At 39.2% G+C, this 24,200-nt stretch carries 18 protein-coding genes and 2 pseudogenes; 17 read left to right on the top strand and 3 right to left on the bottom strand.

Translation table 11 applies throughout. The features are described 5' to 3' along the window. Positions 1 to 3 precede the first annotated feature (3 nt). On the bottom strand, positions 4 to 1,080 hold the full coding sequence (locus H7N69_RS05490) for a hypothetical protein (protein WP_078293872.1): 1,077 nt from the start codon (positions 1,078 to 1,080) through the stop codon (positions 4 to 6). A gap of 112 nt (positions 1,081 to 1,192) precedes the next feature. Between H7N69_RS05490 and glyS the strand changes: the two genes are divergently transcribed. The 17 genes and pseudogenes from glyS to H7N69_RS05395 all read left to right on the top strand — a co-directional run bounded on the left by glyS (position 1,193) and on the right by H7N69_RS05395 (position 22,852). After that, positions 1,193 to 3,298 (top strand): glycine--tRNA ligase subunit beta, encoded by a 2,106-nt coding sequence (glyS, locus tag H7N69_RS05485; RefSeq protein ID WP_187885049.1) that lies wholly within the window; start codon positions 1,193 to 1,195, stop codon positions 3,296 to 3,298. Continuing rightward, on the top strand, positions 3,270 to 4,583 hold the full coding sequence (locus tag H7N69_RS05480) for a TolC family protein (protein ID WP_187885048.1): 1,314 nt from the start codon (positions 3,270 to 3,272) through the stop codon (positions 4,581 to 4,583). Before glyS ends, H7N69_RS05480 begins: the two co-directional genes overlap by 29 nt. Before the next feature lie 20 nt (positions 4,584 to 4,603). Next, the gene (locus tag H7N69_RS05475) at positions 4,604 to 5,653 is read left to right on the top strand and encodes an efflux RND transporter periplasmic adaptor subunit (RefSeq protein ID WP_164997434.1); all 1,050 of its coding nucleotides are present in this window, start codon (positions 4,604 to 4,606) and stop codon (positions 5,651 to 5,653) included. Next, positions 5,653 to 8,712 carry an efflux RND transporter permease subunit gene (locus tag H7N69_RS05470; RefSeq protein WP_187885077.1) on the top strand — a complete coding sequence of 1,020 codons (3,060 nt, stop codon included), beginning with the start codon at positions 5,653 to 5,655 and terminating at the stop codon, positions 8,710 to 8,712. The genes H7N69_RS05475 and H7N69_RS05470 overlap by 1 nt, the downstream gene beginning before the upstream one ends. A gap of 15 nt (positions 8,713 to 8,727) precedes the next feature. Next, positions 8,728 to 9,009, top strand: a complete 282-nt coding sequence (locus tag H7N69_RS05465; RefSeq protein ID WP_000880326.1) for a DUF3240 family protein — start codon at positions 8,728 to 8,730, stop codon at positions 9,007 to 9,009. Positions 9,010 to 9,470: 461 nt separating this feature from the next. Next, entirely contained in the window at positions 9,471 to 11,120 is a 1,650-nt protein-coding gene (locus tag H7N69_RS05460) for a dynamin-like GTPase family protein (protein WP_187885047.1), read from the top strand. Beyond that, positions 11,120 to 13,442 (top strand): annotated as a pseudogene (locus tag H7N69_RS05455) (dynamin family protein). Before H7N69_RS05460 ends, H7N69_RS05455 begins: the two are co-directional and overlap by 1 nt. After that, a pseudogene (acpP, locus tag H7N69_RS05445) lies at positions 13,442 to 15,305 on the top strand (acyl carrier protein). The pseudogenes H7N69_RS05455 and acpP overlap by 1 nt, the downstream one beginning before the upstream one ends. Before the next feature lie 131 nt (positions 15,306 to 15,436). After that, complete coding sequence (locus H7N69_RS05435) at positions 15,437 to 16,375, top strand: NAD(P)H-dependent glycerol-3-phosphate dehydrogenase (RefSeq protein ID WP_025452062.1); 939 nt, start codon at positions 15,437 to 15,439, stop codon at positions 16,373 to 16,375. A gap of 13 nt (positions 16,376 to 16,388) precedes the next feature. Next, positions 16,389 to 17,285, top strand: coding sequence for a glycine--tRNA ligase subunit alpha (glyQ, locus tag H7N69_RS05430; protein WP_187885046.1), 897 nt, complete (start codon positions 16,389 to 16,391; stop codon positions 17,283 to 17,285). Position 17,286: 1 nt separating this feature from the next. Then, positions 17,287 to 18,018: a GTP cyclohydrolase I gene (locus tag H7N69_RS05425; protein WP_187885045.1), complete on the top strand. Its 732-nt coding sequence runs from the start codon at positions 17,287 to 17,289 to the stop codon at positions 18,016 to 18,018. Between the two features lie 9 nt (positions 18,019 to 18,027). After that, the gene (locus tag H7N69_RS05420) at positions 18,028 to 18,807 is read left to right on the top strand and encodes a zinc ribbon domain-containing protein (protein ID WP_001091772.1); all 780 of its coding nucleotides are present in this window, start codon (positions 18,028 to 18,030) and stop codon (positions 18,805 to 18,807) included. Then, positions 18,808 to 19,989: a lipid IV(A) 3-deoxy-D-manno-octulosonic acid transferase gene (gene waaA / locus H7N69_RS05415; RefSeq protein WP_187885044.1), complete on the top strand. Its 1,182-nt coding sequence runs from the start codon at positions 18,808 to 18,810 to the stop codon at positions 19,987 to 19,989. Positions 19,990 to 20,000: 11 nt separating this feature from the next. Next, the gene (locus tag H7N69_RS05410) at positions 20,001 to 20,729 is read left to right on the top strand and encodes an RluA family pseudouridine synthase (protein ID WP_187885043.1); all 729 of its coding nucleotides are present in this window, start codon (positions 20,001 to 20,003) and stop codon (positions 20,727 to 20,729) included. A 9-nt stretch (positions 20,730 to 20,738) separates the two neighbouring features. Then, a complete protein-coding gene (gene lgt, locus H7N69_RS05405) occupies positions 20,739 to 21,593 on the top strand; it encodes a prolipoprotein diacylglyceryl transferase (RefSeq protein WP_187885042.1) in 855 nt (284 codons plus the stop codon). Further along, entirely contained in the window at positions 21,590 to 22,222 is a 633-nt protein-coding gene (rdxA, locus tag H7N69_RS05400) for an oxygen-insensitive NAD(P)H-dependent oxidoreductase RdxA (RefSeq protein ID WP_187885041.1), read from the top strand. Before lgt ends, rdxA begins: the two co-directional genes overlap by 4 nt. 63 nt (positions 22,223 to 22,285) lie before the next feature. Continuing rightward, positions 22,286 to 22,852, top strand: coding sequence for a hypothetical protein (locus H7N69_RS05395; RefSeq protein WP_187885040.1), 567 nt, complete (start codon positions 22,286 to 22,288; stop codon positions 22,850 to 22,852). Between the two features lie 2 nt (positions 22,853 to 22,854). Here the strand turns inward: H7N69_RS05395 and H7N69_RS05390 are convergent, their stop codons facing one another. Next, on the bottom strand, positions 22,855 to 23,511 hold the full coding sequence (locus tag H7N69_RS05390; protein WP_187885039.1) for a CinA family protein: 657 nt from the start codon (positions 23,509 to 23,511) through the stop codon (positions 22,855 to 22,857). 10 nt (positions 23,512 to 23,521) lie between these two features. Then, positions 23,522 to 24,136, bottom strand: a complete 615-nt coding sequence (recO, locus tag H7N69_RS05385) for a recombination protein RecO (RefSeq protein WP_187885038.1) — start codon at positions 24,134 to 24,136, stop codon at positions 23,522 to 23,524. Between the last annotated feature and the right edge of the window lie 64 nt (positions 24,137 to 24,200).

The following is a 24,200-nucleotide window of genomic DNA, read 5'->3' as shown; positions in this document are numbered from 1 at the left end:
TTTTTAAAGCTCTTGCATGAGAGTGATGTGGTTGGCTAAAATCGCATTCCTTTGCCCTGGAGAGCAATTTTTGCACACTTCTTTACTTTTGGAAGCGGTTTTGGTGTTGCTTTTTACATTATTTTTAATGTTATTCTTAGAGGAGCGTTTTGGATTCGCTTTAGCCGGTTTTTTGGGGCTTTTTTTAGCGGGTGTGAAATCAGCACTACTGATTTGAGCCAAATACATGGGTTTATCTTTTGCTTTTTCTGGCTTGTTGGCTGTTTGCTCGCTAGTTGCCTCTTTCATTTCTTGGGATTTCTCTGCTTGGGTTTCCTCTGTTTGAGATTTTTCTATTTGAGATTTTTGGGCGGCTAAAGTTTGGGGCATGGCGTTGCCGATAGGGTCTAAATCTAGGTTGCTATTAGCGCTTTTTTGCAATTCTTGGTCATTACTAGACTGCGAATCAAAGATTTTAGATTCTTTCAAACGCCTGATCTTGTCTTGTATCTCTTCGTAATATTTTTCAGCATCAGCGTTAGACTTCTCGTTTTTTTCCCAACGACTGCCCTTGTTGTAAGATTTAATCATGTCTTTTAGATTGTCATGGTAGCGTGTTTTCCAATAGAGCAACTCTTTTAAAGCCACTTCAGAAGCAAACGCATCGTCTTTAATGAGCAATTCCCCCATCACATTACGCAAAAAGGGGCTATCGTTATGCCCATAGCTTTTTAGAACGCTTGGGATATAAGAATGGTACACGCCAGCACTCGGATCCGAAAAATTGATTTTATAAACCCCTGCACATGACTCCTTCCATGCGATGCCTGCCATTTCATAGCCTAAATTTTCTTTAGAGCCGAATTGATAAGCGGCTTTTAAGACTTCTTTTTGCTTAGCGTTAAAATTTTTAAGGTTGTCGCAATTGGTCATCATGACTTTAGTAACGGGCGATTTGGACTTGTTTTTAACCCCCTTAGCGGGCTTAGGCTCTGTTTTAGTGGGGCTTTCTGCTGCAACTAAGCTTAAAGATGTGCTTAAGGTTGCACCTAGCCATAAGGCTTTAAAAAGGGTGTGAGTGAGTGGGGTCAAATGTTTCAAAACGCCTACCTTTTGTATTTAAAAAATAAACTAAACTAAAAATAAATTCAAGTATAATTCTAACATGATTTAGTCTTAAAAGTGATTTTGTTTTTTAGGGAGAATTGAGATTTTGCATTCAGATGAATTGTTAGTAGAGATTTTAGTTGAAGAATTGCCCGCGCAAGCGTTGTTGAATGAATATAAAGAAATGCCTAAAAAACTCCACGCTCTTTTTCAAAAGCACGCTTTAGAAGTGGGAAATATAGAGGTTTTTTACACCCCTAGGCGCTTGTGTTTGTTTATCAAAGACTTTCCTCTTTTAACCCAAGAAACTAAAGAGGAATTTTTTGGGCCTCCGGTTAAAATCGCATGCAATCACCAAGATAAAACGCAAGGGTTGAACGCTCTAGGTTTAGGGTTTTATCAAAAATTAGGACTAAAGGATCACCAGCATTTCCAAACGGCGTTTAAAAACAATAAGGAAGTGCTTTATCACGCTAAAATCCACGCCAAACAGCCCACAAAAGATCTGATCATGCCCATTGTGTTAGAGTTTTTAGAGGGTTTGAATTTCGGGAAGTCTATGCGTTGGGGTAATGTGGAAAAAAGCTTTATCAGACCCATTTATAATATTTGCGTGTTGTTTAATGGGGAAAATTTTAACGATATTGAAGTTAAAGAGTATGGTTTTAAAACCAAGCAAGCCACCAAAGCGCACCGACAAGAGGGTTTTGATTTTATTGAAGTGGATAGCCCTAAAGCGTATTTTGAAGTTTTAGAAAAAAACCATGTCATTTTAGACCCTAAAAAGCGCGAAGCTAAAATCTTACAAGAAATTAAAGAGCTAGAAACAAAGCACCACATCATCGTAGAAATAGATAGGGATTTATTAGATGAGGTTGTAGCGATCACGGAATACCCCAGCGCGCTTTTAGGGGAGTTTGACAAGGCGTTTTTAAAATTACCCAGTGAAATCATCACCACTTCCATGAAAGAAAACCAGCGCTATTTTGCAACCTTTTGTCAAAAAAGCCAAGAAGAAAGCCCAACATTGCATAACGGCTTTATTGTGGTGAGTAACGCTATCAATAAAGACAAGCAAAAAATCATTGCAGGCAATCAAAAGGTTTTAAAAGCCCGTTTGAGCGATGCGGTTTTCTTTTATGAAAACGATCTCAAAAAGCCTTTAGATAACGCTCCTTTAGAGAGCGTGGTTTTTGTGCAAGGTTTAGGGACTTTAAAGGACAAAATGGAGCGCGAATCAACCATCGCCCAATACTTGACGCAAAAATACGCTCCATCTTTAAACATGCCTTTAGAAAAAGCCCTTGAGTTAATTAGCCGAGCCGTTCAAGTCGCTAAGGCGGATTTACTCAGTGAAGTGGTGTATGAATTTAGCGAGCTTCAAGGGATCATGGGCTATTACTACGCTTTAAAACAAAATGAAAACGAGTTAGTCGCCTTGAGCTTGAAAGAGCAGTATTTGCCCGCAAGCGAAAACGCCCCCTTGCCCTCTAGTGTTTTTAGCGCGATCGTGGCTTTGAGCTTGAAATTAGACAGCTTGTTTTCTCTTTTTAGCGTGGGTAAAATCCCTAGCGGATCTAAAGATCCCTTTGCTTTGAGGCGCTTGAGTTTTGGGCTATTGAAAATCATCGCGCATTACGGGTTGGAATTTGATTTGAAAGCGGATTTAAAAAATCTCTTTGAAAAAGTGGGCGTTTATCAAAGCTTTGATTTAGAAATTTTAGAAAAGTTTTTACTGGAACGCTTTCATAATTTAATAGATTGTAACCCCTCTATTATAAGAAGCGTGTTAAACACCAACGAGCGAGACATTGTTACAATCATCCAGAAAGTCAAAGCCTTAAAACGCTTTTTAGACGATCCTAAAAACGCTCAAAAAAAAGAGCTGCTTTTTAGCGCTTTCAAACGCTTAGCCAATATCAATAAAGACAGAAACCCTAACGAATCAAGCGGGTTTTCTACGAGTCTTTTCAAAGAACCAGAAGAGCATGCCCTTTTTGAAGTGTTCAATGCGATCAAAACAAGCGCTTTTGAGAGTTTGGATAGCAAAATAGAAGCTTATTTTGGTTTGCATGCGCCTTTAGAAGAATATTTTAAAAGCGTGTTAGTCATGGATAAAGATATAGAAATCCAAAAAAATCGTAAAAATTTCTTGTGGGGCGTGTATCAAAGTTTCTTAGAAATTGGGGATATTAAAGAAATTGCGATTTAATGCTGTCAAACGCAAAGTCCAGCGTTTTTGTTTGGGGGTAGCTTTTTTAATAAGCGGTGCGGGTGTGCTTGATGCGAAAATCTTTACCCTACAAGAGTTTTTTAAAGAAGTAGAAATTAATTCAATGGAGCTGATCGGCAAAAAAGCCGATTTTAAAAGCCGTTTGAATGAGCAACGCTCCGTGAACGCGTGGGATTTCCCCTATATTTATAATGAAACCTCTATGGTGAAAAACTTCCAAGGCATTATAGAAGCGCAGCCCAGAACCCTTTTAATGGTAAGACCCAAGCTCCCATGGGTGAGTTCGCTTTTATCCAAAAGCCTTTCTATCAAAACCATTCAATACGATAAAAGCTATCAATTGAATAAAAATCTCGCTTTTATTGGCGCTAAACGCCTTTATTTGACTTATGTGATGACTAAGGAAAAGTATCAGGTGTATGCGCAACGGGAAGCGAACTTTTATTCGCAGCTCAAAATCGCTAAAGAAAAAGTCAAAGCCGGCAGCATGAGCGAAAAGGATTATATCAACTTCAATAATTCTTATTTGGAATCCAAACTCGCTAAAACCAATGTGGAAACCAAACTCATAGATTTAGAAAAAATGCTAGACACGATGCTTGCGATTGTGGAGCCGGTCAAAGAGGGGGCGCATTTTGACACTTATTTAGACCATTTGCATGATGTCAAGGTGATCGGTTTGGATTTTGAATACGTGCGCTTAGAACCTGAAGCTTTAAAGTTCAAATTGGATCGCTCGTTGTATGTGGATATTTTGGATTTGACGGCTAAAGATTATCAAGTGAATGCGAAACTGGCCAATAGAGACGTGTTTAATGCATTTGAATTTGGGATTGGCTCTGAAAGCTATAACTCTTCCACTAATCTTTCTATAGAAGTGCATATCCCTTTGCCGGTAACGCCTAAAAATATCTATCAAAAGCGTAAATTCTTGGATTTGCAAAGCGGGACGCTCGCGCAAAATGAAGTGATGAAACGAAACATACGAATCAACGCCAACTCCTACTTAAACCAGCTCAAAACCAAAGAAGCATACATTGAAACCCAAAAAGAAGCCATTGCCAATAAGAAGCGTTTGATGGAAATGGGGCGTATCGCTTATGAAGCCCAAAAAATCGGGCTTTTTGAATACTTGATTTATCAAAATTCTTACATGGACGCTCTCATCACTCTAGCGGAAGCTAAGATTGAATACATTGATATTAGCGCGCTTTTAGAAGAGACTTTAGGGGAGAGTTTGACCAGATTAGGAGAATTGCATTGAAGCGGGCGTTATGGTGGCTTATGTTAATGGGCGTTTTGGGTGTTTTTTTGGAAGCCAAAGAGTATCCAGAAATTGTTTTAGAAGAAAAAAACTTGCAACCCATGGGGTTAAAGGTGATTAAATTAGATAAAGAAATTTTCAGTAAAGGGCTTCCTTTTAACGCTTATATTGATTTTGATAGTAAAAGTTCTGTAGTGCAGAGTTTGAGTTTTGATGCGTCTGTGGTTGCGGTTTATAAAAGAGAGGGCGAGCAGGTGAAGGCTGGAGATGCGATCTGTGAAGTGAGCTCTATTGATTTGAGCAATTTGTATTTTGAATTGCAAAACAACCAAAATAAATTAAAAATCGCTAAAGATATTACTAAAAAAGATTTAGAGCTTTATAGGGCCGGTGTCATTCCTAAAAGGGAGTATCAAACGAGCTTTCTAGCCAGTGAAGAAATGGGCTTAAAAGTCAATCAACTAGAATCCACTTTCAAAAGCTTTGGCGTGGATCCTAAAAACCCTAAAGGGCAGTATGGTTTTAGGATTGTGGCTAGAGATGGCGGTCTTTTAGCGTTAGCACCTAAAAATGTGGGCGAGAAGATTTTAGCTTTCACTAGCTACGTGCGTATTTCAAAAAGCGATGATTTGATCGCTCAAATCAAATTGCCTGTAGGCGTTTCTAAAACCATTAAAAGGGATTCGCCGGTCTATAATGAAGAGGGGGAAAAAATCGGAAAGATCCAAAGCGTTTCGGTGGTGTTAGACAAAGGCTCTAACACGATTTTAGCCACCGCTTTATTAGATGAGGGCAATTACCATGTGGGGGAAATGGTAGAAATGTATATTCAAGGCTCTCAACCTAAAGACTCGGTTTTAATCCCTTCAAACGCTTTAATCAGAAACGGGAAGGATTACCTGGTGTTTGTGAGGACGCCTAAAGGTTTTAGGCCTGTGGTGGTTCAAGTTTTAGAAGAGCGCAGCAAGATTTTTATCGTGAACGCTCAAAATTTACACCCTAATGACAGCGTGGCAGTGGGGTCATTGATAGGGTTAAAAGGCATGATCAACAATTTAGGGGAGGAATGATGCTCGCTTCTATCATTGAATTTTCCTTACGCCAGCGGGTGATTGTGATTGTTGGCGCGATTCTTATTTTATTTTTTGGGACTTATAGTTTTATCAACACTCCAGTGGACGCTTTCCCGGATATTTCGCCCACTCAAGTTAAAATCATTTTAAAACTCCCTGGCTCTAGCCCTGAAGAAATGGAAAACAACATCGTGCGCCCTTTAGAATTGGAGCTTTTAGGCTTGAAAGGGCAAAAATCTTTAAGAAGTATTTCAAAATATTCTATTTCAGACATCACGATAGATTTTGATGATAGCGTGGATATTTATTTAGCGAGAAACATTGTTAATGAACGCTTGAGCAGCGTGATGAAAGATTTGCCCGTGGGGGTTGAAGGGGGCATGGCGCCCATTGTTACGCCGTTGTCAGACATCTTTATGTTCACTATTGATGGCAATATCACCGAAATAGAAAAACGACAGCTTTTAGACTTTGTGATCCGCCCGCAATTAAGAATGATTAGCGGCGTAGCAGATGTCAATTCTATTGGAGGCTTTAGCAGAGCGTTTGTGATCGTACCGGATTTTAATGACATGGCAAGGCTTGGGGTGAGTATTTCTGATTTAGAATCGGCCGTAAGAGTGAATTTAAGAAACAGCGGAGCGGGGCGCGTGGATAGAGATGGCGAAACCTTTTTAGTCAAAATCCAAACCGCTTCTTTGAGTTTAGAAGACATTGGAAAAATCACCGTTTCCACTAATTTAGGGCATTTGCACATTAAGGATTTTGCGAAAGTCATCAGCCAGTCTCGCACCCGTTTGGGGTTTGTTACTAAAGATGGCGTGGGTGAGACCACAGAGGGCTTGGTGCTTTCTTTAAAAGACGCTAACACCAAAGAAATCATCACTCAAGTGTATCAAAAACTAGAGGAATTAAAACCCTTTTTACCGAGCGGCGTTTCCATTAATGTTTTTTATGATCGTTCAGAATTCACGCAAAAAGCCATTGCCACCGTTTCTAAAACCCTCATTGAAGCCGTTGTTTTAATCATCATCACGCTTTTTTTATTTTTAGGGAATTTGAGGGCGAGCGTGGCTGTAGGGGTGATCTTACCCTTAAGCTTGTCCGTGGCGTTTATTTTTATCAAGTTTAGCGATCTGACTTTAAATTTGATGAGTTTAGGGGGGTTGGTTATCGCTATAGGCATGCTCATTGACTCAGCCGTGGTGGTGGTGGAAAACGCTTTTGAAAAATTGAGCGCTAACACTAAGACCACTAAACTCCATGCAATCTATCGTTCATGCAAAGAAATCGCTGTTTCAGTGGTGAGCGGGGTGGTGATTATTATGGTGTTTTTTGTGCCGATTCTAACCTTACAGGGGTTAGAGGGTAAGATGTTTAGGCCTTTAGCGCAAAGCATTGTGTATGCACTTTTAGGTACTTTAGTTTTATCCATCACTATCATTCCTGTAGTGAGCTCTCTTGTCTTAAAAGCCACGCCCCATAGCGAAACCTTTTTAACGAGGTTTTTAAACAGAATCTACGCCCCTTTATTGGAATTTTTTGTGCATAACCCTAAAAAAGTGATTTTAGGAGCGTTTGTTTTTTTAATCGCAAGCCTTTCTTTATTCCCTTTTGTGGGGAAGAATTTCATGCCCGCTTTAGATGAGGGCGATGTGGTTTTGAGCGTGGAAACCACCCCTTCTATTTCTTTAGATCAATCTAGGGATCTCATGTTGAACATTGAGGGCGCGATTAAAAAGCATGTCAAGGAAGTTAAAAGCATTGTCGCGCGCACAGGGAGCGATGAATTGGGGCTGGATTTAGGGGGCTTGAATCAAACCGATACTTTTATTTCCTTTATTCCTAAAAAAGAATGGAGCGTTAAAACCAAAGAGAAATTATTAGAAAAAATCATGGATTCTTTAAAAGACTTTAAGGGGATTAACTTTTCTTTCACCCAACCCATTGAAATGAGGATTTCTGAAATGCTTACAGGGGTTAGGGGGGATTTAGCGGTTAAGATTTTTGGAGATGATATTAGCGAATTGAACAAATTGAGTTTTCAAATCGCGCAAGCTCTAAAAGGGATTAAAGGATCTAGTGAAGTTTTAACCACGCTCAATGAGGGCGTGAATTATTTGTATGTAACCCCTAATAAAGAAGCGATGGCGGATGTGGGGATCACTAGCGATGAATTTTCCAAGTTTTTAAAATCCGCTTTAGAGGGCTTAGTTGTGGATGTGATCCCTACAGGGATTTCACGCACTCCGGTGATGATCCGCCAAGAGAGCGATTTTGCAAGCTCTATCACTAAAATCAAAAGTTTAGCCTTGACTTCAAAATATGGCGTTTTAGTGCCTATCACTTCTATCGCTAAAATTGAAGAAGTGGATGGCCCTGTTTCTGTTGTGCGTGAAAATTCAATGCGCATGAGCGTGGTTCGCAGTAATGTGGTGGGGCGCGATTTAAATTCTTTCGTAGAAGAAGCTAAAAAAGTGATCGCTCAAAACATCAAACTCCCTTCTAGCTACTATATCACTTATGGGGGGCAGTTTGAAAACCAGCAACGGGCCAATAAAAGGCTTTCTACCGTTATCCCTTTAAGCATCTTAGCGATTTTTTTCATTCTTTTTTTCACTTTTAAAAGCATTCCTTTAGCCTTGCTCATTCTTTTGAATATCCCTTTTGCAGTTACCGGAGGCCTTATTGCGTTGTTTGCGGTAGGGGAGTATATTTCCGTGCCAGCGAGCGTGGGCTTTATCGCTCTTTTTGGGATTGCGGTTTTAAATGGCGTGGTGATGATAGGCTATTTTAAAGAGCTTCTCTTGCAAGGAAAAAGCGTAGAAGAATGCGTTTTATTGGGCGCTAAAAGGCGTTTGAGGCCGGTTTTAATGACCGCTTGCATTGCCGGTTTGGGTTTGATACCTTTATTATTTTCTCATAGCGTGGGATCTGAAGTCCAAAAGCCTTTAGCGATCGTGGTGCTTGGGGGCTTAGTTACCTCAAGCGCTTTAACCTTACTCTTATTACCGCCAATGTTCATGCTCATCGCTAAAAAGATTAAAATTGTTTGAATTGAAGGATTTCGCATGCTAGCTTTAGAAATTTATATTGATATTTGCTTGAAAGACGCTTTAATAGATTATTTATTTGAAAAAGGCTTTGATGATTTTTTTTATGTGGAATGCTATAAATACGCCGCTTCTTCATTGCTCTTAAGCCAAAAAGAGCAGGTGAGTGGGCGTAAAGACTACGCTAAATTCAAGCTTTTTTTAAGCGAGGAAGTCGCTTTACCTCTAGCCCAAGCGTTAAAAAATCAGTTCGCTTCTAAAGAAATGAAATTGTTTTATTCTCAAACGCATGGGTTGTAAAACGCATGGCGTTTTTCATTAAATGCCAATAACTAAAATTTTTAACTTTTTTAAAAAATGGGGTTTGAGTTACTCTGTTTTTGAAACTCATTCTCTTAAGGGGATATGGGGGTATTTTGCGATAATACCCCCCTTAACCCCCTTAAAATCCCCCTAACCCCCCAAGACCGCTTTTTATAAGCTATCGCTTGATTAAAATCAAGCTCTTTAATATTTTTGAGTTTTTTAGTTTTGATTGTGAAAAATCAAGTATAATACCCACCATTAAATGGTGCTAGGAGTTTGTAATGATGATTATTCTTAAAAATTCGCTTTCTTTCTCTCTCTCTCTCTAGTCAGCCGTTTTATCTTTTCACCCCCATATAAACCCATACCCATATAAACCCTATCTATATTTTAGGGATTTTTAGGGATTTTTGCGTCTTGTTTAGATTTTAATTTTTAATTTTAAAGGATTGGTAATGATTTTACGCGCACAGACAAATTTTGTGGAGTTTTTAGAACAGGTTTTAGAAGTTTTAAAAGAAGTGGAGATCGATAAAACAGAATGCTCCACGCTTTTAGCAAGCGTTCAAAAACAACAACTTGTGATACCCGTTGTGGGGAATTTTAGCGCAGGGAAAAGCACACTATTAAACCGCTTTTTAGGCAGTAGCGTTTTGCCTACCGGTATCACGCCAGAGACTTCTTTAGCCACTGAGTTGCACTATAGCGCTAACGAACGCATAGAGGCTTTTTCAAACAATGATGAAAAAACAGAGAGTTTTGAACTGAATGAGCAAAGTTTTGAGGTGGTTAAAGACAACGCCACGAAGTATTCCTACCTTAAGGTTTATTTGAATAATGAAGCCCTAAAAGATAGTGTGCCTTTAGTGTTTGTGGATATGCCTGGGTTTGATAGCCCCATTTCAAGCCACACCCATGCCATTTTGGAATATTTGGAAAGAGGCGTGCATTTTGTCATCCTCACAAGCGTAGAAGAGGGCAACCTCACTAAACGCATGGTTAGGGAATTGAAAAACCTTTTAGAGTTTGACAAAGGCCTTAGCTTTATTTTGAGTAAAACGAATTTGAGGACGCCCTCGCAAGTGGGAGAAATCTCTCACTACATTCAAGATCAAATCCAAGATCACCTTGATTTGACAACGCGTCTTATTTATTCCAATAAAGACAATAACGCCCTTTTAGAGGTAGCGGATACAATAGACGCTGAAAAGCTTTTTAGCGCTTTGTATTTGAAACGATTGAAGTTTTTAAATTCCCAGTTACAAAACAGCCTAAAAAGCGTGATGGAAAGCTTTGATTACTCCAAAGAAAAGGCTTTAGAAGAAATACAAGCTTTGGATTTGAGCGTTAAAGACATTGAAAAAACCTATGAAAAATTAAGGGCTAATTTAGAAGAAGAATATTCTAGCGTGGCTGTGGGATCGGTGGTTAAAAAAGTCATAGAAGAGGTCAGGGAGCAAAAATCCTATTTAGCCTCTTTAATCAACAAGCCTAACGAGTTCAATAGCGAAATAGAAAGCATCATGCAACAAAGCTTGATCAAAAACGCTAAATTAGAGATTGAAAAGATCAACCTTTCTTTTTCAAAAGATTTTTGCGCGGAATTTGCAAGCTTGAACAACACGCAGCTTTCTAGCGGTTTTTCTGTAAATGTAGAGCATAGCCTTGAATTAGGGATCAACGCCTTAAGCGTGATTTTAGCCAAGAACCCGGTTACAAGACCCTTCGCGCTGATCTTGCAAGGGTTAAAACCTCTTTTAAAAGATTTATTGACTTTGTTGCCTAATATCATCGCTTCATTCTTTAGAAATGAGGAAAAAGAGCGGGCGAAATTAGAAAATCTGATTGAAGTCAAAGTGATACCAGAGGTTCAATACAAGCTTAAAAAAGTTTTACCGGGCTTGTTTAATGAATGCTTGGAAAATTCCCTAAAAGGTTTAAAAGATCGGTGCGAATTAGAAATCACGCATAAAAGACAAGAAATCGCGCTCGCTCAAAAGGAAAAAGAAAAACACCTTAACGATTTAGAAAGTCAAAAACAAATCTTAGAAAACAAGATCAACGCTTTAAGCGATCTAGAACAACAATATTTAAAGGATCAATAATGAACGCGCAAGAACTCATCAAAAAAAGCGCTTTAATTGAAAAAACGCTACAAGAACAAGGCTTGCAAGAAAAAGCGAAGTCTTTTATGAGCGATAACTCTGTGATTAAAGCCGAAGAGTTAGAGAAAACGCTAAAAGAAATGCAGGCTGAAGATAGGGATCTTAAAGTCGGTATCATCGGGCGCGTGAAAGCGGGTAAAAGCTCGCTCTTAAACGCTTTGATTTTTGAGGGTGTAGAGGTTTTACCCAAAGCGGCAACGCCCATGACCGCTAGTCTCACTGTTTTAAAATACGCCAATACCCTGAGCACTGAAGTGGAGTTTTATAGCCAAAAGGATATTTTGGAGCTTAAAAACGAACATGAAAGGTATGTAAGGGAGTTTAACAGGATTGTTGATGAAGAAGTCAAAAAGCAAAAAGAAAAACAAAGTCTTTCAAACAGGGCTAAAGAGGGATTAAAGAATCTTGGCAACATGCTTAACAGAAACAAAAACACTGAAGCAGCGCCCAAAGAGAATATTTTAAGCGATGAAGAAATAGTGAAAAGGGCTGAAAGGATCGCTAAAAACGAGTTAGAAAAGGACACAAAGCTCGTTTCATCATACGATCAATGCGAAAAAATGAAAGAAAGCGGATCGCTCAACACGAAAAACTTAGATCCGCGCATTCAAGCCAACAGCTTACAAGAGTTGAATCAAAAATTGCTCCAATTCGTGGGCGCGGACGGGAAGTATATGCCCTGAACTAAAGCGGTGCAAATTTCTTTGAATAACCCCAATCTTAAAGATTTGGAAGTGATTGACACCCCAGGAGTGAATGATCCCATCGCTTCCAGAGAAGAGCGCACCAAAGCCTTATTGAAAGATTGCGATGTGGTGTTTATCATAAGCCCTTCTAATCAGTTTTTAACAGATAGCGATATGAGTTTGTTTGATAGGGTTTCTCATAAAGAAGGCCTTCAAGAAATTTATTTTGTGGCAAGCCAAGCCGACAGCGCCGTTCTTTCTATGAGTGAAGTGGGAAAATCCAACCAACACCTCCCTACAGCCTTAGAAAACGCGCAAAAATCTCTTTCATCTCAATTAAATAATATCATGGGAAAATTGATTCAAAACTACCCTAACCAACGAGAGGTTTTTGAAAAAGCAATCAAAAATGGCGTCATTTTGGCTTCAGGGGTTTGCTTTAGCATGCACAAAGATTTCAACAACCAAGCTTCTTGGGAAAGAAGCCAAAAAACAGAAGAGTATCACAATGCCTTACGGAATTTAAAAGATTCTTACCCTGACGCTTTTAGTAGCGATGATAAGTCTGAAGAAAGCTTATTGTTTTTAAGCAATATGGGCGCGATTGAAGAGCGTTTAAAAAAAGCCGCTCAAAGGAAAGAAAAAATCATTTCTCAAAGATTACAAGATTATACACAGAGCCAAGCGAACAACCTCCATAATTTGATCACGCAGTTATTAAAAGACCTAGAAGATGAAAAAAAGAGGGTTAAAAACGCTGATATGAGCGCGATTAAAAAGCAAATAGAGGCTTATCAAAACCTCTCTGGTAACATTGAAACAGGATTTAAGGAAGCGTATGAAGAATTTATTTTTCATTTCATCAAAAACACTAGAGATGGCTTGAATGAAACCTTAACGAAAGCTATTCAAACGGCTAAGGTGGGTGCTCAAAACGAAGAGGGAGTAGAGCGTTACACTGAAAGAGTGAAGCAAGGCGGTTTGGGAGGTTGGGCAAGATTTTTTGGTAGCGTTGTTGGTGAAAAAGATTGGGGCTATAATGAAGTAGAACGCACAAGAGCAACCATTAAAGCCGGAGCGGTGCTTGATTATTTAACAGAGATGCATGAACGCTGCGAAAGCGCTTTGAATGACAGTGCTGATTCTTTTAAAGTCGTTTTCAAAAAAGAACTCTACGCTAAAGTCTTTTCTCAATTGCGCGAAATCATCTCTGATGATTTGATTGATGAGGTGGCTTTCAAAAAAAGCGTGAAAGCTGTTTTAGATTCCATTGAATTTAAAGAGTTTGATTATGCCGATAAGCTTCCTGGCGAGATAAGGGGGAAAACGGGCTTTTTAAAAGGCGATGAAGCTAATGCTTTCATACAAAGCGTGGAAAATCATGCGAGAGGTTTTGAAGCTGAGGCTAAACAAGATGTGAAAGGCTACATCGGAGGTTTAAGAGAGAATTTAAAAAAGCAAAACTTCGCTAGCGATACGCTTAAAAAACATGCAAGACTTGCACAATCAAGCGCAAAACAAAGAACAATCCATCGCTCAATTAGACGCTCAAATCAAGGCTTTAAAGGGGATTTAATGATTAATTTTTTTAATGGTATTTTTAGTGACAATAGCAAGGCTGAAAACCACCACAATACAGAGGGTTTAAAAGAACGCTACGATCTAATCGCTCGTATTTTAAACGCCAAAACAAGCAATGAAGGGCTAGAAGAATACCAGAGCGTCTTAGACAACGAGTTTTTAGAGTTCGCTAGCGGCGTGGATTCGCTCAAAGAAAAGGAAATAGCGTTACTGACGCTCCAAGAAATCCAAAAAGAATTGCAATTAGTAGCGAGCTACCCTAGTTTGTTCCAAAAAACCATCGTTGCGGTGGGGGGAGGGTTTAGCGCGGGCAAATCCACTTTTTTAAACAACTTGTTGGGTTTGAAATTAAAACTCCCTGAAGACATGAAACCCACCACAGCTATCCCCACTTATTGCCTAAAGGGTAAAAGAGAAGTTTTAATGGGGTTTTCTCAAAATGGGGGTATGGTGGAATTACCCCATCTCGCTTTTGACCATCAGTTTTTAGAATCCCTTGGCTTTAATCTCAAAGAGATCATGCCCTTCATGCTTTTGATCGCTCCTAGCGTGCCTTTTGAATTTTTATGCTTCATAGACACGCCTGGCTATAACCCCGGCAATCAAGGCTATACGGGTGGGGACAAAGAAGCCTCTAAAGAATACCTAAAGCACGCTAAACACATTCTATGGCTTATCAGTTGCGAGCGTGGGGGTATTGAAAGCGATGATTTAGAGTTTTTGCAAGATTTATACGAAGAAGGCAAGCAGGTTTTTATCGTATTGAGTAGGGCTGATAGGCGCACCAAAAGCCAGTTAGAAGAAGTCGCTATTAAAATTAGAGAAACTTTAAAAGATCATGGTATTGAGTTTTTGGGGATTTGCGCTTACAGTGCTACAAGGTATCTAGAAATTAAAGAGTTCAGTGAAAAAAGCCATGTTTTCAATTCGCTTGAGAAATTTCTAATGAAATTAAATCAAAGGAGCGAGAAACAAAACGAAATTTTAGAATCTTTATACGAGGTGCATCGGATGTATGAAAAGGCTATTAATCAAGACGCTAACCGATTCAAACGCTACCAAAAGACTTTGCATTCTGTCAAACTGGATTTGATGGAAAAAGGCTTTGATGATTTCAACGATGCTACCTTTAATAAAATTAAATCGCTCAACAACGAATTTTCCGATCAAGAGCGATCCAAAAGAGAGAATTTAGCGCGATTGAATGAAGTGATTGGCTTGTTTAAAGAAAGCGTTGATAAGGTTTTTGATCGTGTGAGCGCTTTCACTTGGGAAAAATACAAAGAACAAAACGACGACGAAGAGGACGAAGAAGCAAACTACAGAGAGTTTGAAGAAATCAAAAAAATGGTGCTGTATTTTAGGGATCGCAGTTTGTTTTATTTGGATTGGTATGATTTGAGCCAAGAAGAAATCCAAAAAGAAAGAGATAGCATGGATTATGATAATAAACTGCTCCAATTAGATTATTCTTTAAGAAATTTGCAAACGCTTAGGGAATACAAAGAAAGCTAATGAAGATTATCAAAACCACTTAAACGACGAGGAGCTTCAAAATAATTTGCGGGAGTGGAGGAGATCAAAAAATCAACAAAATAACAATAAAGCTTTCAATACGAATGATACGAATTTATTTGAAACTATTCAGGCAGTTATTGCTGAGCAGTTGAACATAGATGCATCACAAGTTACGCCAGAAGCGAAATTTGTGAAGGATTTAGGTGTGGACTCTTTAGATATCGTGGAATTGATCATGGCGTTAGAAGAAAGGTTTGGCATTGAGATTCCTGATGAGCAAGCGGAAAAAATCGTCAATGTGGGCGATGTAATGAGATATATTGAGAAACAACTAATTTAACGCTTTTTAATTTTAAAATATTATTTAATATGTATATATTTTAATCAAAGACAGCGTTTTGAATGTAAGGGCTATTTTAAACTTATTATTGTAAAATGGTGAGTTTTACAATCAATGAGATTAGGAATTTAATGGAAATTGCAGTATTTGGTGGCGGGGCGTGGGGGAGGGCTTTAGCCTTTGCTTTTGGAGAAAAGAATGAAGTTAAAATCATTTCAAGGCGGGATTTAAACGAGCCGCTAAAAAAGCTCAATGACGCCTTGATTTCTAAAGGTTCTGCCCCCATAGAGCAAGTGGATTTAGAAAGAGGCTTAAAAGCAGCGCTCTATGTCATCGCTATTAGCGTGCAGCACTTAAGGGAATGGTTTCAAAACGCTTCTTTACCCAAAAACGCTAAGGTTTTAATCGCTTCTAAAGGGATAGAGGTGTTAAACAAGGCGTTTGTGAGCGAGATCGCAAAGGATTTTATCGATCCTAACGCTTTGTGTTTTTTAGCCGGCCCTAGTTTTGCGGCTGAAATCATTCAGGGCTTGCCTTGTGCGTTAGTCATCCATTCCAATAATCAGGCTTTAGCGCTAGAATTTGCCAATAAAACCCCCTCTTTTATCAGAGCCTACGCCCAACAAGACATTATAGGGGGTGAAATCGCTGGGGCGTATAAAAACGTGATAGCCATTGCGGGGGGGGTTTGTGATGGCTTGAAATTAGGCAATAGCGCTAAGGCGAGTTTATTATCTCGTGGTTTAGTGGAAATGCAACGCTTTGGGGCGTTTTTTGGGGGCAAGACAGAGACTTTTTTAGGGCTTTCTGGGGCTGGAGATTTGTTTTTAACCGCTAATTCTATTTTATCTAGGAATTATCGTGTGGGCTTGGGGCTAGCCCAAAACAAGCCTTTAGAGATGGTTTTAGAAGAATTGGGCGAAGTGGCTGAAGGGGTGAAAACGACCAACGCCATTGTGGAAATCGCTAGAAAATACGGCATTTACACGCCCATTGCGAGCGAACTAGCCTTGCTTTTAAAGGGTAAGAGTGTGCTAGAGAGCATGAACGATTTGATCAGACGCGCTTAAAAGGAAAGAGAGCATGCAAGATTTTTCAAGTTTATTATTAAAATTACAAGAGTATTGGAAAGATCAAGGCTGTTTGGTGATCCAGCCTTATGATATTCCTGCAGGAGCGGGGACATTCCATCCGGCCACGCTTTTAAGGAGTTTGGATAAAAGGCCGTGGAATGTGGCGTATGTCGCGCCCTCTAGAAGGCCTACTGATGGGCGCTATGGGGAAAACCCTAACCGCTTGGGGAGTTATTACCAATTTCAGGTGGTCATCAAGCCCAGCCCTTCTAATATCCAGGAACTCTATTTAAAAAGCTTGGAAGTGTTAGGGATAAACCTTAATGAGCATGATATACGATTTGTAGAAGACAATTGGGAGAGTCCGACTTTAGGGGCATGGGGGCTTGGCTGGGAAGTGTGGCTTGATGGCATGGAAGTTACGCAATTCACTTATTTCCAGCAAGTGGGGGGCATTCCTTGCAGCCCTATCCCAGTGGAGATCACTTACGGCTTAGAAAGATTAGCGATGTATGTCCAAAAAGTGGAAAATATCCTAGAGATTGAATGGGATAAAAAGGATAATGAAAGCGTGCGTTATATGCAAGTGCATTTAGAAAGCGAATACGAATTCAGCAAGTATCATTTTGAAATAGCGAGTGTAACAAGGCTATTAGAAATGTTTAAAAACGCTCAAGCCGAAGCCTTGCATTGCTTAGAAAATAAGCTCCCACTACCGGCTTATGATTTCGTGATGCTATGCTCGCATTTTTTCAATATTTTAGACGCCAGAAAGGCGATTTCGGTGGCTGAAAGGCAAAATTATATTTTACAGATTAGGGATTTAGCCAAAGGGTGCACCGTTCTTTATAAAGAGCAAGAAGAAGAAAGAGAAGAGCGTTTAAAAAACGCTTTAACAAAGGCTTAAAATGGCGTTAGTTAGGGAAGTGTTAGAAGTTTTGAATCGCCTTTCGCCTTTTGAACTCCAAGAATTGTGGGATAATAGTGGGTTGAATGTGGGGAGTGAAAATAGCGAGTTTGGCGAGATTGTCGCATGTTTAGAAATCACGCTTGAAATCGCTCTAAACGCGCCACAAAACGCCCTAATCATCACGCACCACCCTTTAATTTTCAAGCCCTTAAAAACGCTAAATTATGAGGCTTATCCGGGGAATATTTTAAAAATCTTAATCCAAAAAAACATTTCAGTCATCAGCATGCACACGAATTTTGACAAAACGCATTTAAACAAGCATTTCGCTAGCGCGCTTTTAGGGTTTGATGGCTTGATAGAAAAAGGCCTTATGTTGGTGAAAGAAAACGCTAATATAGAATTTGATGCGTTGGTGAAAAAAATCAAAGCTTCTTTAGGGGTGGGAAAATTAGCATGCGTCAAAAGTTCTCAAATGATTAAAGATCTAGCGTTTGTGTGCGGATCGGGAGCGTCCATGTTCTCTTCTTTAAAAGCGCAAAGCTGTTTAGTTACAGGCGATGTGAAATACCATGACGCTATGATCGCTCAATCTTTAGGGATAAGCTTGATTGACGCCACGCATTATTATAGCGAAAGGGGTTTTGCGCTGATTGTGGCTGAAATTTTGCATTCTTTTAATTATTTGGTTACAATAGAGAACTTTAAAGACCCCTTGCAAATCATTTAAAGGAAAGCGATGAACACCCACCTCAAACAATTGATTGAAATTTCGCATTTGGATAAAGAGATTGACTCCTTAGAGCCGTTGATCAGAGAAAAACGCAAAGACTTGGATAAGGCCTTGAATGATAAAGAAGCTAAAAATAAAGCGATTTTGAATTTAGAAGAGGAAAAATTAGCCCTAAAATTACAGGTTTCTAAAAACGAGCAAACCCTACAAGACACGAACGCTAAAATCGCCAGTATCCAAAAGAAAATGAGCGAGATCAAATCCGAAAGGGAATTGCGCTCTTTAAACATTGAAGAAGATATTGCTAAAGAGCGATCCAACCAAGCCAACAGAGAAATTGAAAACCTGCAAAATGAAATCAAGCACAAAAGCGAAAAACAAGAGGATTTGAAAAAAGAAATGCTAGAGCTTGAAAAATTAGCACTGGAATTGGAAAACTTAGTGGAAAACGAAGTTAAAAACATCAAAGAAACCCAACAGATCATCTTCAAAAAGAAAGAAGAACTCGTGGAAAAAACCGAGCCTAAAATCTATAGCTTTTATGAAAGGATTAGAAGATGGGCGAAAAACACGAGCATCGTAACGATCAAAAAACAGGCTTGTGGGGGTTGTTTTATTAGACTAAACGATAAGATTTATACCGAAGTGCTAACGAGTGGGGATATGATCACTTGCCCGTATTGCGGGCGTATTTTATACGCTGAGGGCGCGTATGAAAGTAACGCTCAACCTCCAAAAGAAAGCCAACCAAAAGAAAGTCAAGAAGAAAGCCAAGAATTAGTTTGATTGTTTAAGTTTTTCTACCTTTTATTTTTAACTTTGGGGCATCTTTTTTGCACGCCTTTCATCTTTTTTTGGAGTTTTAAGGAAAAATACCGCCATTCTTTAAAGGCTCGTTTTTTTCTCAAAGACAATCTTTTAAAAAGCGAGCCGATTTTTTGGTTTCATGCATGCTCTTATGGGGAGGTCAAATCCTTAGAGCCGATCATTCAAGCTTTAAAAGAGCCGATTTTAATTAGCGTTACCACTAATACCGGCTTTGAATTAGCCGCTCAAACTTATCAGCATTTTCAACACATAGAAGTGCGTTACCTGCCTTTTGAAACCTTATTATTTGCATGGGAAAAAAACTTAAAACGCTTAAAAACTTTGGTGGTTACAGAAGCGGAATTGTGGTTTAATGTGTTTGATACGGCTCAAAAATTAGGGGCAAAAACCATGCTCATTAACGCTAGGATCAGCGTTCGTTCTTACCCCAAGTACCAGCGTTTTTCTTTCTTTTATGCGTTTTTATTCAAACGCATTGATTTGATCTTAGCGCAAAGCAAGGACGATCAAAAGCGCTTGTTGAATCTAGGGGCAAAAAAAGTGGTGGATTTTTTGAATATCAAGCGTTTTTCAAAGCCTGTGATCACTTCGTTTTACCCTAAAAACCCAAACGCTTTAAACATTGTTTTAGCCAGCACGCATGAGGGCGAAGAGGAATTAGGGTTAAAAGCGTTTTTGGAGTTCAAAAAGACTTTTAAAAACGCAAGACTTTTTGTTGTGCCGCGCCACCCCGAGCGTTTTAAAAGCGTGCAAAATTTGTTGCAAGATATTTTAAAAACGACGCCTTTTAGTTTGGAGTGTTTTTCTTCAAAGGGTTTTGTGGAATGCGATATTTTGTTAGTGGATAGCTTGGGGGAATTGAATAACTTCTATGCGATCGCAGACATTGTCATTTTAGGGGGTTCGTTTGTCAAAATGGGGGGGCATAACCCTTTAGAGCCGGCGTTTTTTAATGCACGCCTAATCACAGGGGAATATCTTTTCAACCAGGTGGCGTTGTTTGAATTAATCAAGCCTTATAAAATCGTTCCAAAAGAGGATCTGTTAGACGCTCTTTTAGATTACAAAAATTTAGGCGTGGCGCGTTTTTTAGACAATGGGCATGATTTAAACGAATTGCTCGCATTGATTAAACATTAAAAAGGATAAACATGGAAAAAGCTTATAAAATATTGAGCGTTCAAGAAAACATTTCGCATAAAAAAGCCAAGGCTTTGATTGATTTGGGGTTAGTGAGTGTAGGGGGGCAGAAATTGAGCATCGCCAGAAAAGAATTGCCCCAAAACACACGCTTTAGCGTCCAAAAGGTTGAAAAACCCAGCGTGATTTTTGAAGATGAAAACATTCTAGCCCTTTTTAAACCCCCCTTTATAGAGAGCTATGATCTGGTTTCTTTTTTCAAAGGTTGGGTTTTGTTGCACCGCTTGGATAAAGAAACAAGCGGGGTGATTTTATTGGTGAAAGAAAACTCAGAATTCCACTTAAAAGCTAAAAAGGCTTTTAAAGACAGGGCGCTTAAAAAGGAGTATTTAGCGATCGTTCAAGGCATCATAGAAGAAGAGCGAGAAATCAACGCCCCCATTCTCACGATTAAAACCACTAAAGCTTTCAGTAAAATCTCTAAAAAAGGGCAAGAAGCGGTTACAATCATCACGCCCTTAAAAATCATCAATAAAAAAACCCTTTTAAAAGTGGGAATCAAAACCGGAAGAACCCACCAAATCAGAGTCCATTTAAAGCACATCAACCACCCCATTATAGGCGATACGCTCTATAATAATGAGCCAGGTTCAGCCAAACGCTTGATGCTCCATGCGCATAAAATCGCGCTGCTAGGGTATGAATTTGAAGCGATCCCCCCTAAAGAATTTGAAATTTAAGGATTGATTATGAACGCTTGGAATACGATTTATGATCAATTTAACCCTATCGCTTTTAGTCTTGGCGGTATTGAAGTGCATTGGTATGGTTTGGCGTATGCGTGTGCGATTGTTATCGCATTTTACATGGCGTTAAGAATGATCCAAAAAGACCCCAAGCGATTCCCCATTGAAAGGAAGGAATTTGAGAGTTATTTTTTATGGGCGGAGCTTGGCATTGTGCTAGGGGCAAGGATAGGATACATTCTCATTTATGAGCCTAATTCCAGCTATTATTTGACGCATTTTTGGCAAATCTTTAACCCTTTTGATAGCCATGGGAATTTTGTAGGCATTCGTGGGATGAGCTATCATGGGGGGTTGGTGGGGTTTTTGATCGCTTCGTATCTTTACAGCCGTAAGGATTTGAAAAAGCTTTTGATTTATTTGGATTTGATTGCGATTAGCCTGCCTTTAGGGTATGTTTTTGGGAGGATTGGGAATTTTTTAAACCAGGAGCTTTTTGGGAGAATTGTCCCCAAAGACAGCCATTTAGGGCAAATCATTGGTATTATGGTGGATAATCAATTGCGTTATCCCAGCCAGTTGATTGAAGCGTTTTTAGAGGGGGTTGTCGTGTTTTTAATGGTGATGTGGGCTAAAAAACACACCAAAACGCATGGGTTGCTGATTGTGGTTTATGGTTTGGGGTATTCCTTGATGCGCTTTATTGCGGAATTTTACAGAGAGCCAGATAGCCAAATGGGGGTTTATTTTTTAAATTTGAGCATGGGGCAGATTTTAAGCTTATTTATGGTAATTGTTTCGTTAGGGATTTTATTGTATGCTACGAAGAATTCTAAAAAAATAAAGGAAAATCAATGAAATTTTTGGATCACGAAAAAAGAAGACAATTACTGAACGAGTGCCATTCTTGCAAGATGTTTGATAGCCATTATGAGTTTTCTAGCACAGAATTAGAAGAAATCGCTGAAATCGCCAGACTATCGCCAAGCTCTTACAACACGCAGCCATGGCATTTTGTGATAGTTACTGATAAGGATTTAAAAAAACAAATTGCAGCACACAGCTATTTCAATGAAGAGATGATTAAAAGCGCTTCAGCGTTAATGGTGGTATGCTCTTTAAAGCCTAGCGAGTTGTTACCACATGGCCACTACATGCAAAACCTTTACTCGGAGTCTTATAAGGCTAGAGTGATCCCCTCTTTTGCTCAAATGCTTGGCGTGAGATTCAACCACAGCATGCAAAGATTAGAAAGCTATATTTTAGAGCAATGCTATATCGCTGTGGGGCAAATTTGCATGGGCGTGAGCTTAATGGGATTGGATAGTTGCATTATTGGAGGCTTTGATCCTTTAAAAGTGGGCGAAGTTTTAGAAGAGCGTATCAATAAGCCTAAAATCGCATGCTTGATCGCTTTGGGCAAGAGGGTGGCAGAAGCGAGCCAAAAATCAAGAAAATCAAAAGTTGATGCAATTACTTGGTTGTGATTAAACGAAATCAAAAACTTTTTAATTATAATCAAAGCCAAAATTAAATTAAGGAGTGGCATTTTGTTTAAAAGAATGGTTTTAATCGCTCTTTTAGGGGTGTTTTCAAGCGTTTCATTAAGCGCTAAGAGTATTTTAAGAGATGATGGGATTTTAGTATCTGATTTAAAGGGCATGAAATCAGAATTATCTGATGCTCCTGCTTGGGTTTTTGAAGACCCTAAAGTCCCCTATGAAGAAATGGGCGTGGCGTATATCCCTGTTAATAATAAATATTTAGGGATTGAGCAAGCGGCTTTAAACGCTAAATTGAGCTTGATCGTGGTTTTTCATGAAATCATGATGAAGTATAAAAAACGCTTCATGGAGCAATTCCATGAGTCTGAGCAAACGACTACGAGTATCAGCTACGCTATCTATAATTACCTAGCGACTAAGATTCAAGTGGCCGACACTTACACGAATTTAAAATCGGAGGTGGCTGTGGTGAAAATCAAGCTAGTGGGTTGCCAGATTGAGCAAATCAAAAGGTATTTAAAAGCGAGCGTTGAAAACCTTAACGATAATGAAATCGCCTACATTGCTAAGGTCGCTCAAAAAGAATTCGGTAGCGTTTGCGCTTTAAGGTAGTTTTATAGCATTCTAGCGAGCATGTTTAAGGCATGCTCTACGCTTTTATTTTGAATGCTTTCTCTGTCCCCTTTAAAAAAACAGCGATCAATTAAAGCTTGAGATCCTAACTTTTGTGCACCAATATAAATCGTGCCTACCGGATTAGCCTTACTCCCCCCATTAGGGCCAGCCACCCCACTGATCGCTAACGCTAAATCCACTTTAAAATTTAAAAACACGCCTAATAGCATTTCTTTCACGCATTCTTCGCTATAAACCCCAAAGACTTTTAAAGTCGTGGCATTGACTTTCAATAAGTCGCGCTTGACCTCTTCATTGTAACACACAATGCCCCCCATAAAAACCGCTGAAGCCCCGCTAATGGAAGTGAATGCATGCGATAATAACCCCCCAGAGCAGCTTTCAGCCACCGCCATTTTTAAACCTAAAGATTTCAAGCGCTCTATCACAGCGTTTGCGCTTTTTTGGTTATCGTCTAATTCCACGATGTTAGAGTTAAAAAGCGTTTGAAGATAAATTCTCGCTTGCTTGATATTCTCGCCTTTTAATTCAATGCCATCTTCTTTGACTTGAGCGAGAATGTCCAATCGTTTCAATTCTTTTTCAATCAAAATAAAACCGCTCTCATTGTCCATATTCAAAAATTTAAATTTCATTTTTAACCTTTCAAAACCCTAAATTCAGCGTGCGCCACAATTCTTCCACTTCTTCTATTTCTAAATCAATCGTGCTTTGAGTGTGAAAAAAAGCTTGGATTTTTTCTAAATCCAGGCTTTTAGCTTTCAAACAAGAGGGGTGCGCTAGAATAAACCCTTGCGCTAAAGCGACAGAACGCTCTAATTTTGCATCGCATAAAAAACAAGAATTGTAACTTTGCAAGCGCCCTTCAAAATTCAAAAGCGTTGCATACATTTCTAAAATCACTCTTAAGGGGTGCTGCTTGGAGAGTTTGCTAGCCCCATCATCTAAAGTGTCAAAATAGATGCTATCCAAAGAATGCACGCCCTCTAAATGCTTGAATAAAAGAGCGCAAAAGCGTTGCCAAAAAAACAAGCGCTCCATTTCTCTTTCCCAAATATAGCCTAAATGCAAAATATTCCTTAACTTGGGTAAAAACTTATCATCGTTTTCTTCTTCAAAATCAATTTTACGCCCCACATTCAGCACACTATGGCGTTTGCCATAGAAACGATAGAGGGTTTTGAGCTGGTTTTTGGTTAAAACGCGCACGATCAAATCTTCATCTCTTATGCTTTGTGTTTGTAAAAGAAACCCTTGCATCGCTACTCTTAAACTAATTTTGTTTTATTATAAGCAAAACTTGGATACAATCCTAATAAAACTG

Origin of the sequence: Helicobacter pylori (assembly GCF_014497725.1) — a bacterium.
Taxonomy (GTDB): Bacteria; Campylobacterota; Campylobacteria; order Campylobacterales; family Helicobacteraceae; genus Helicobacter; species Helicobacter pylori_DE.
This window is presented reverse-complemented; position numbering and strand designations above follow the sequence as displayed.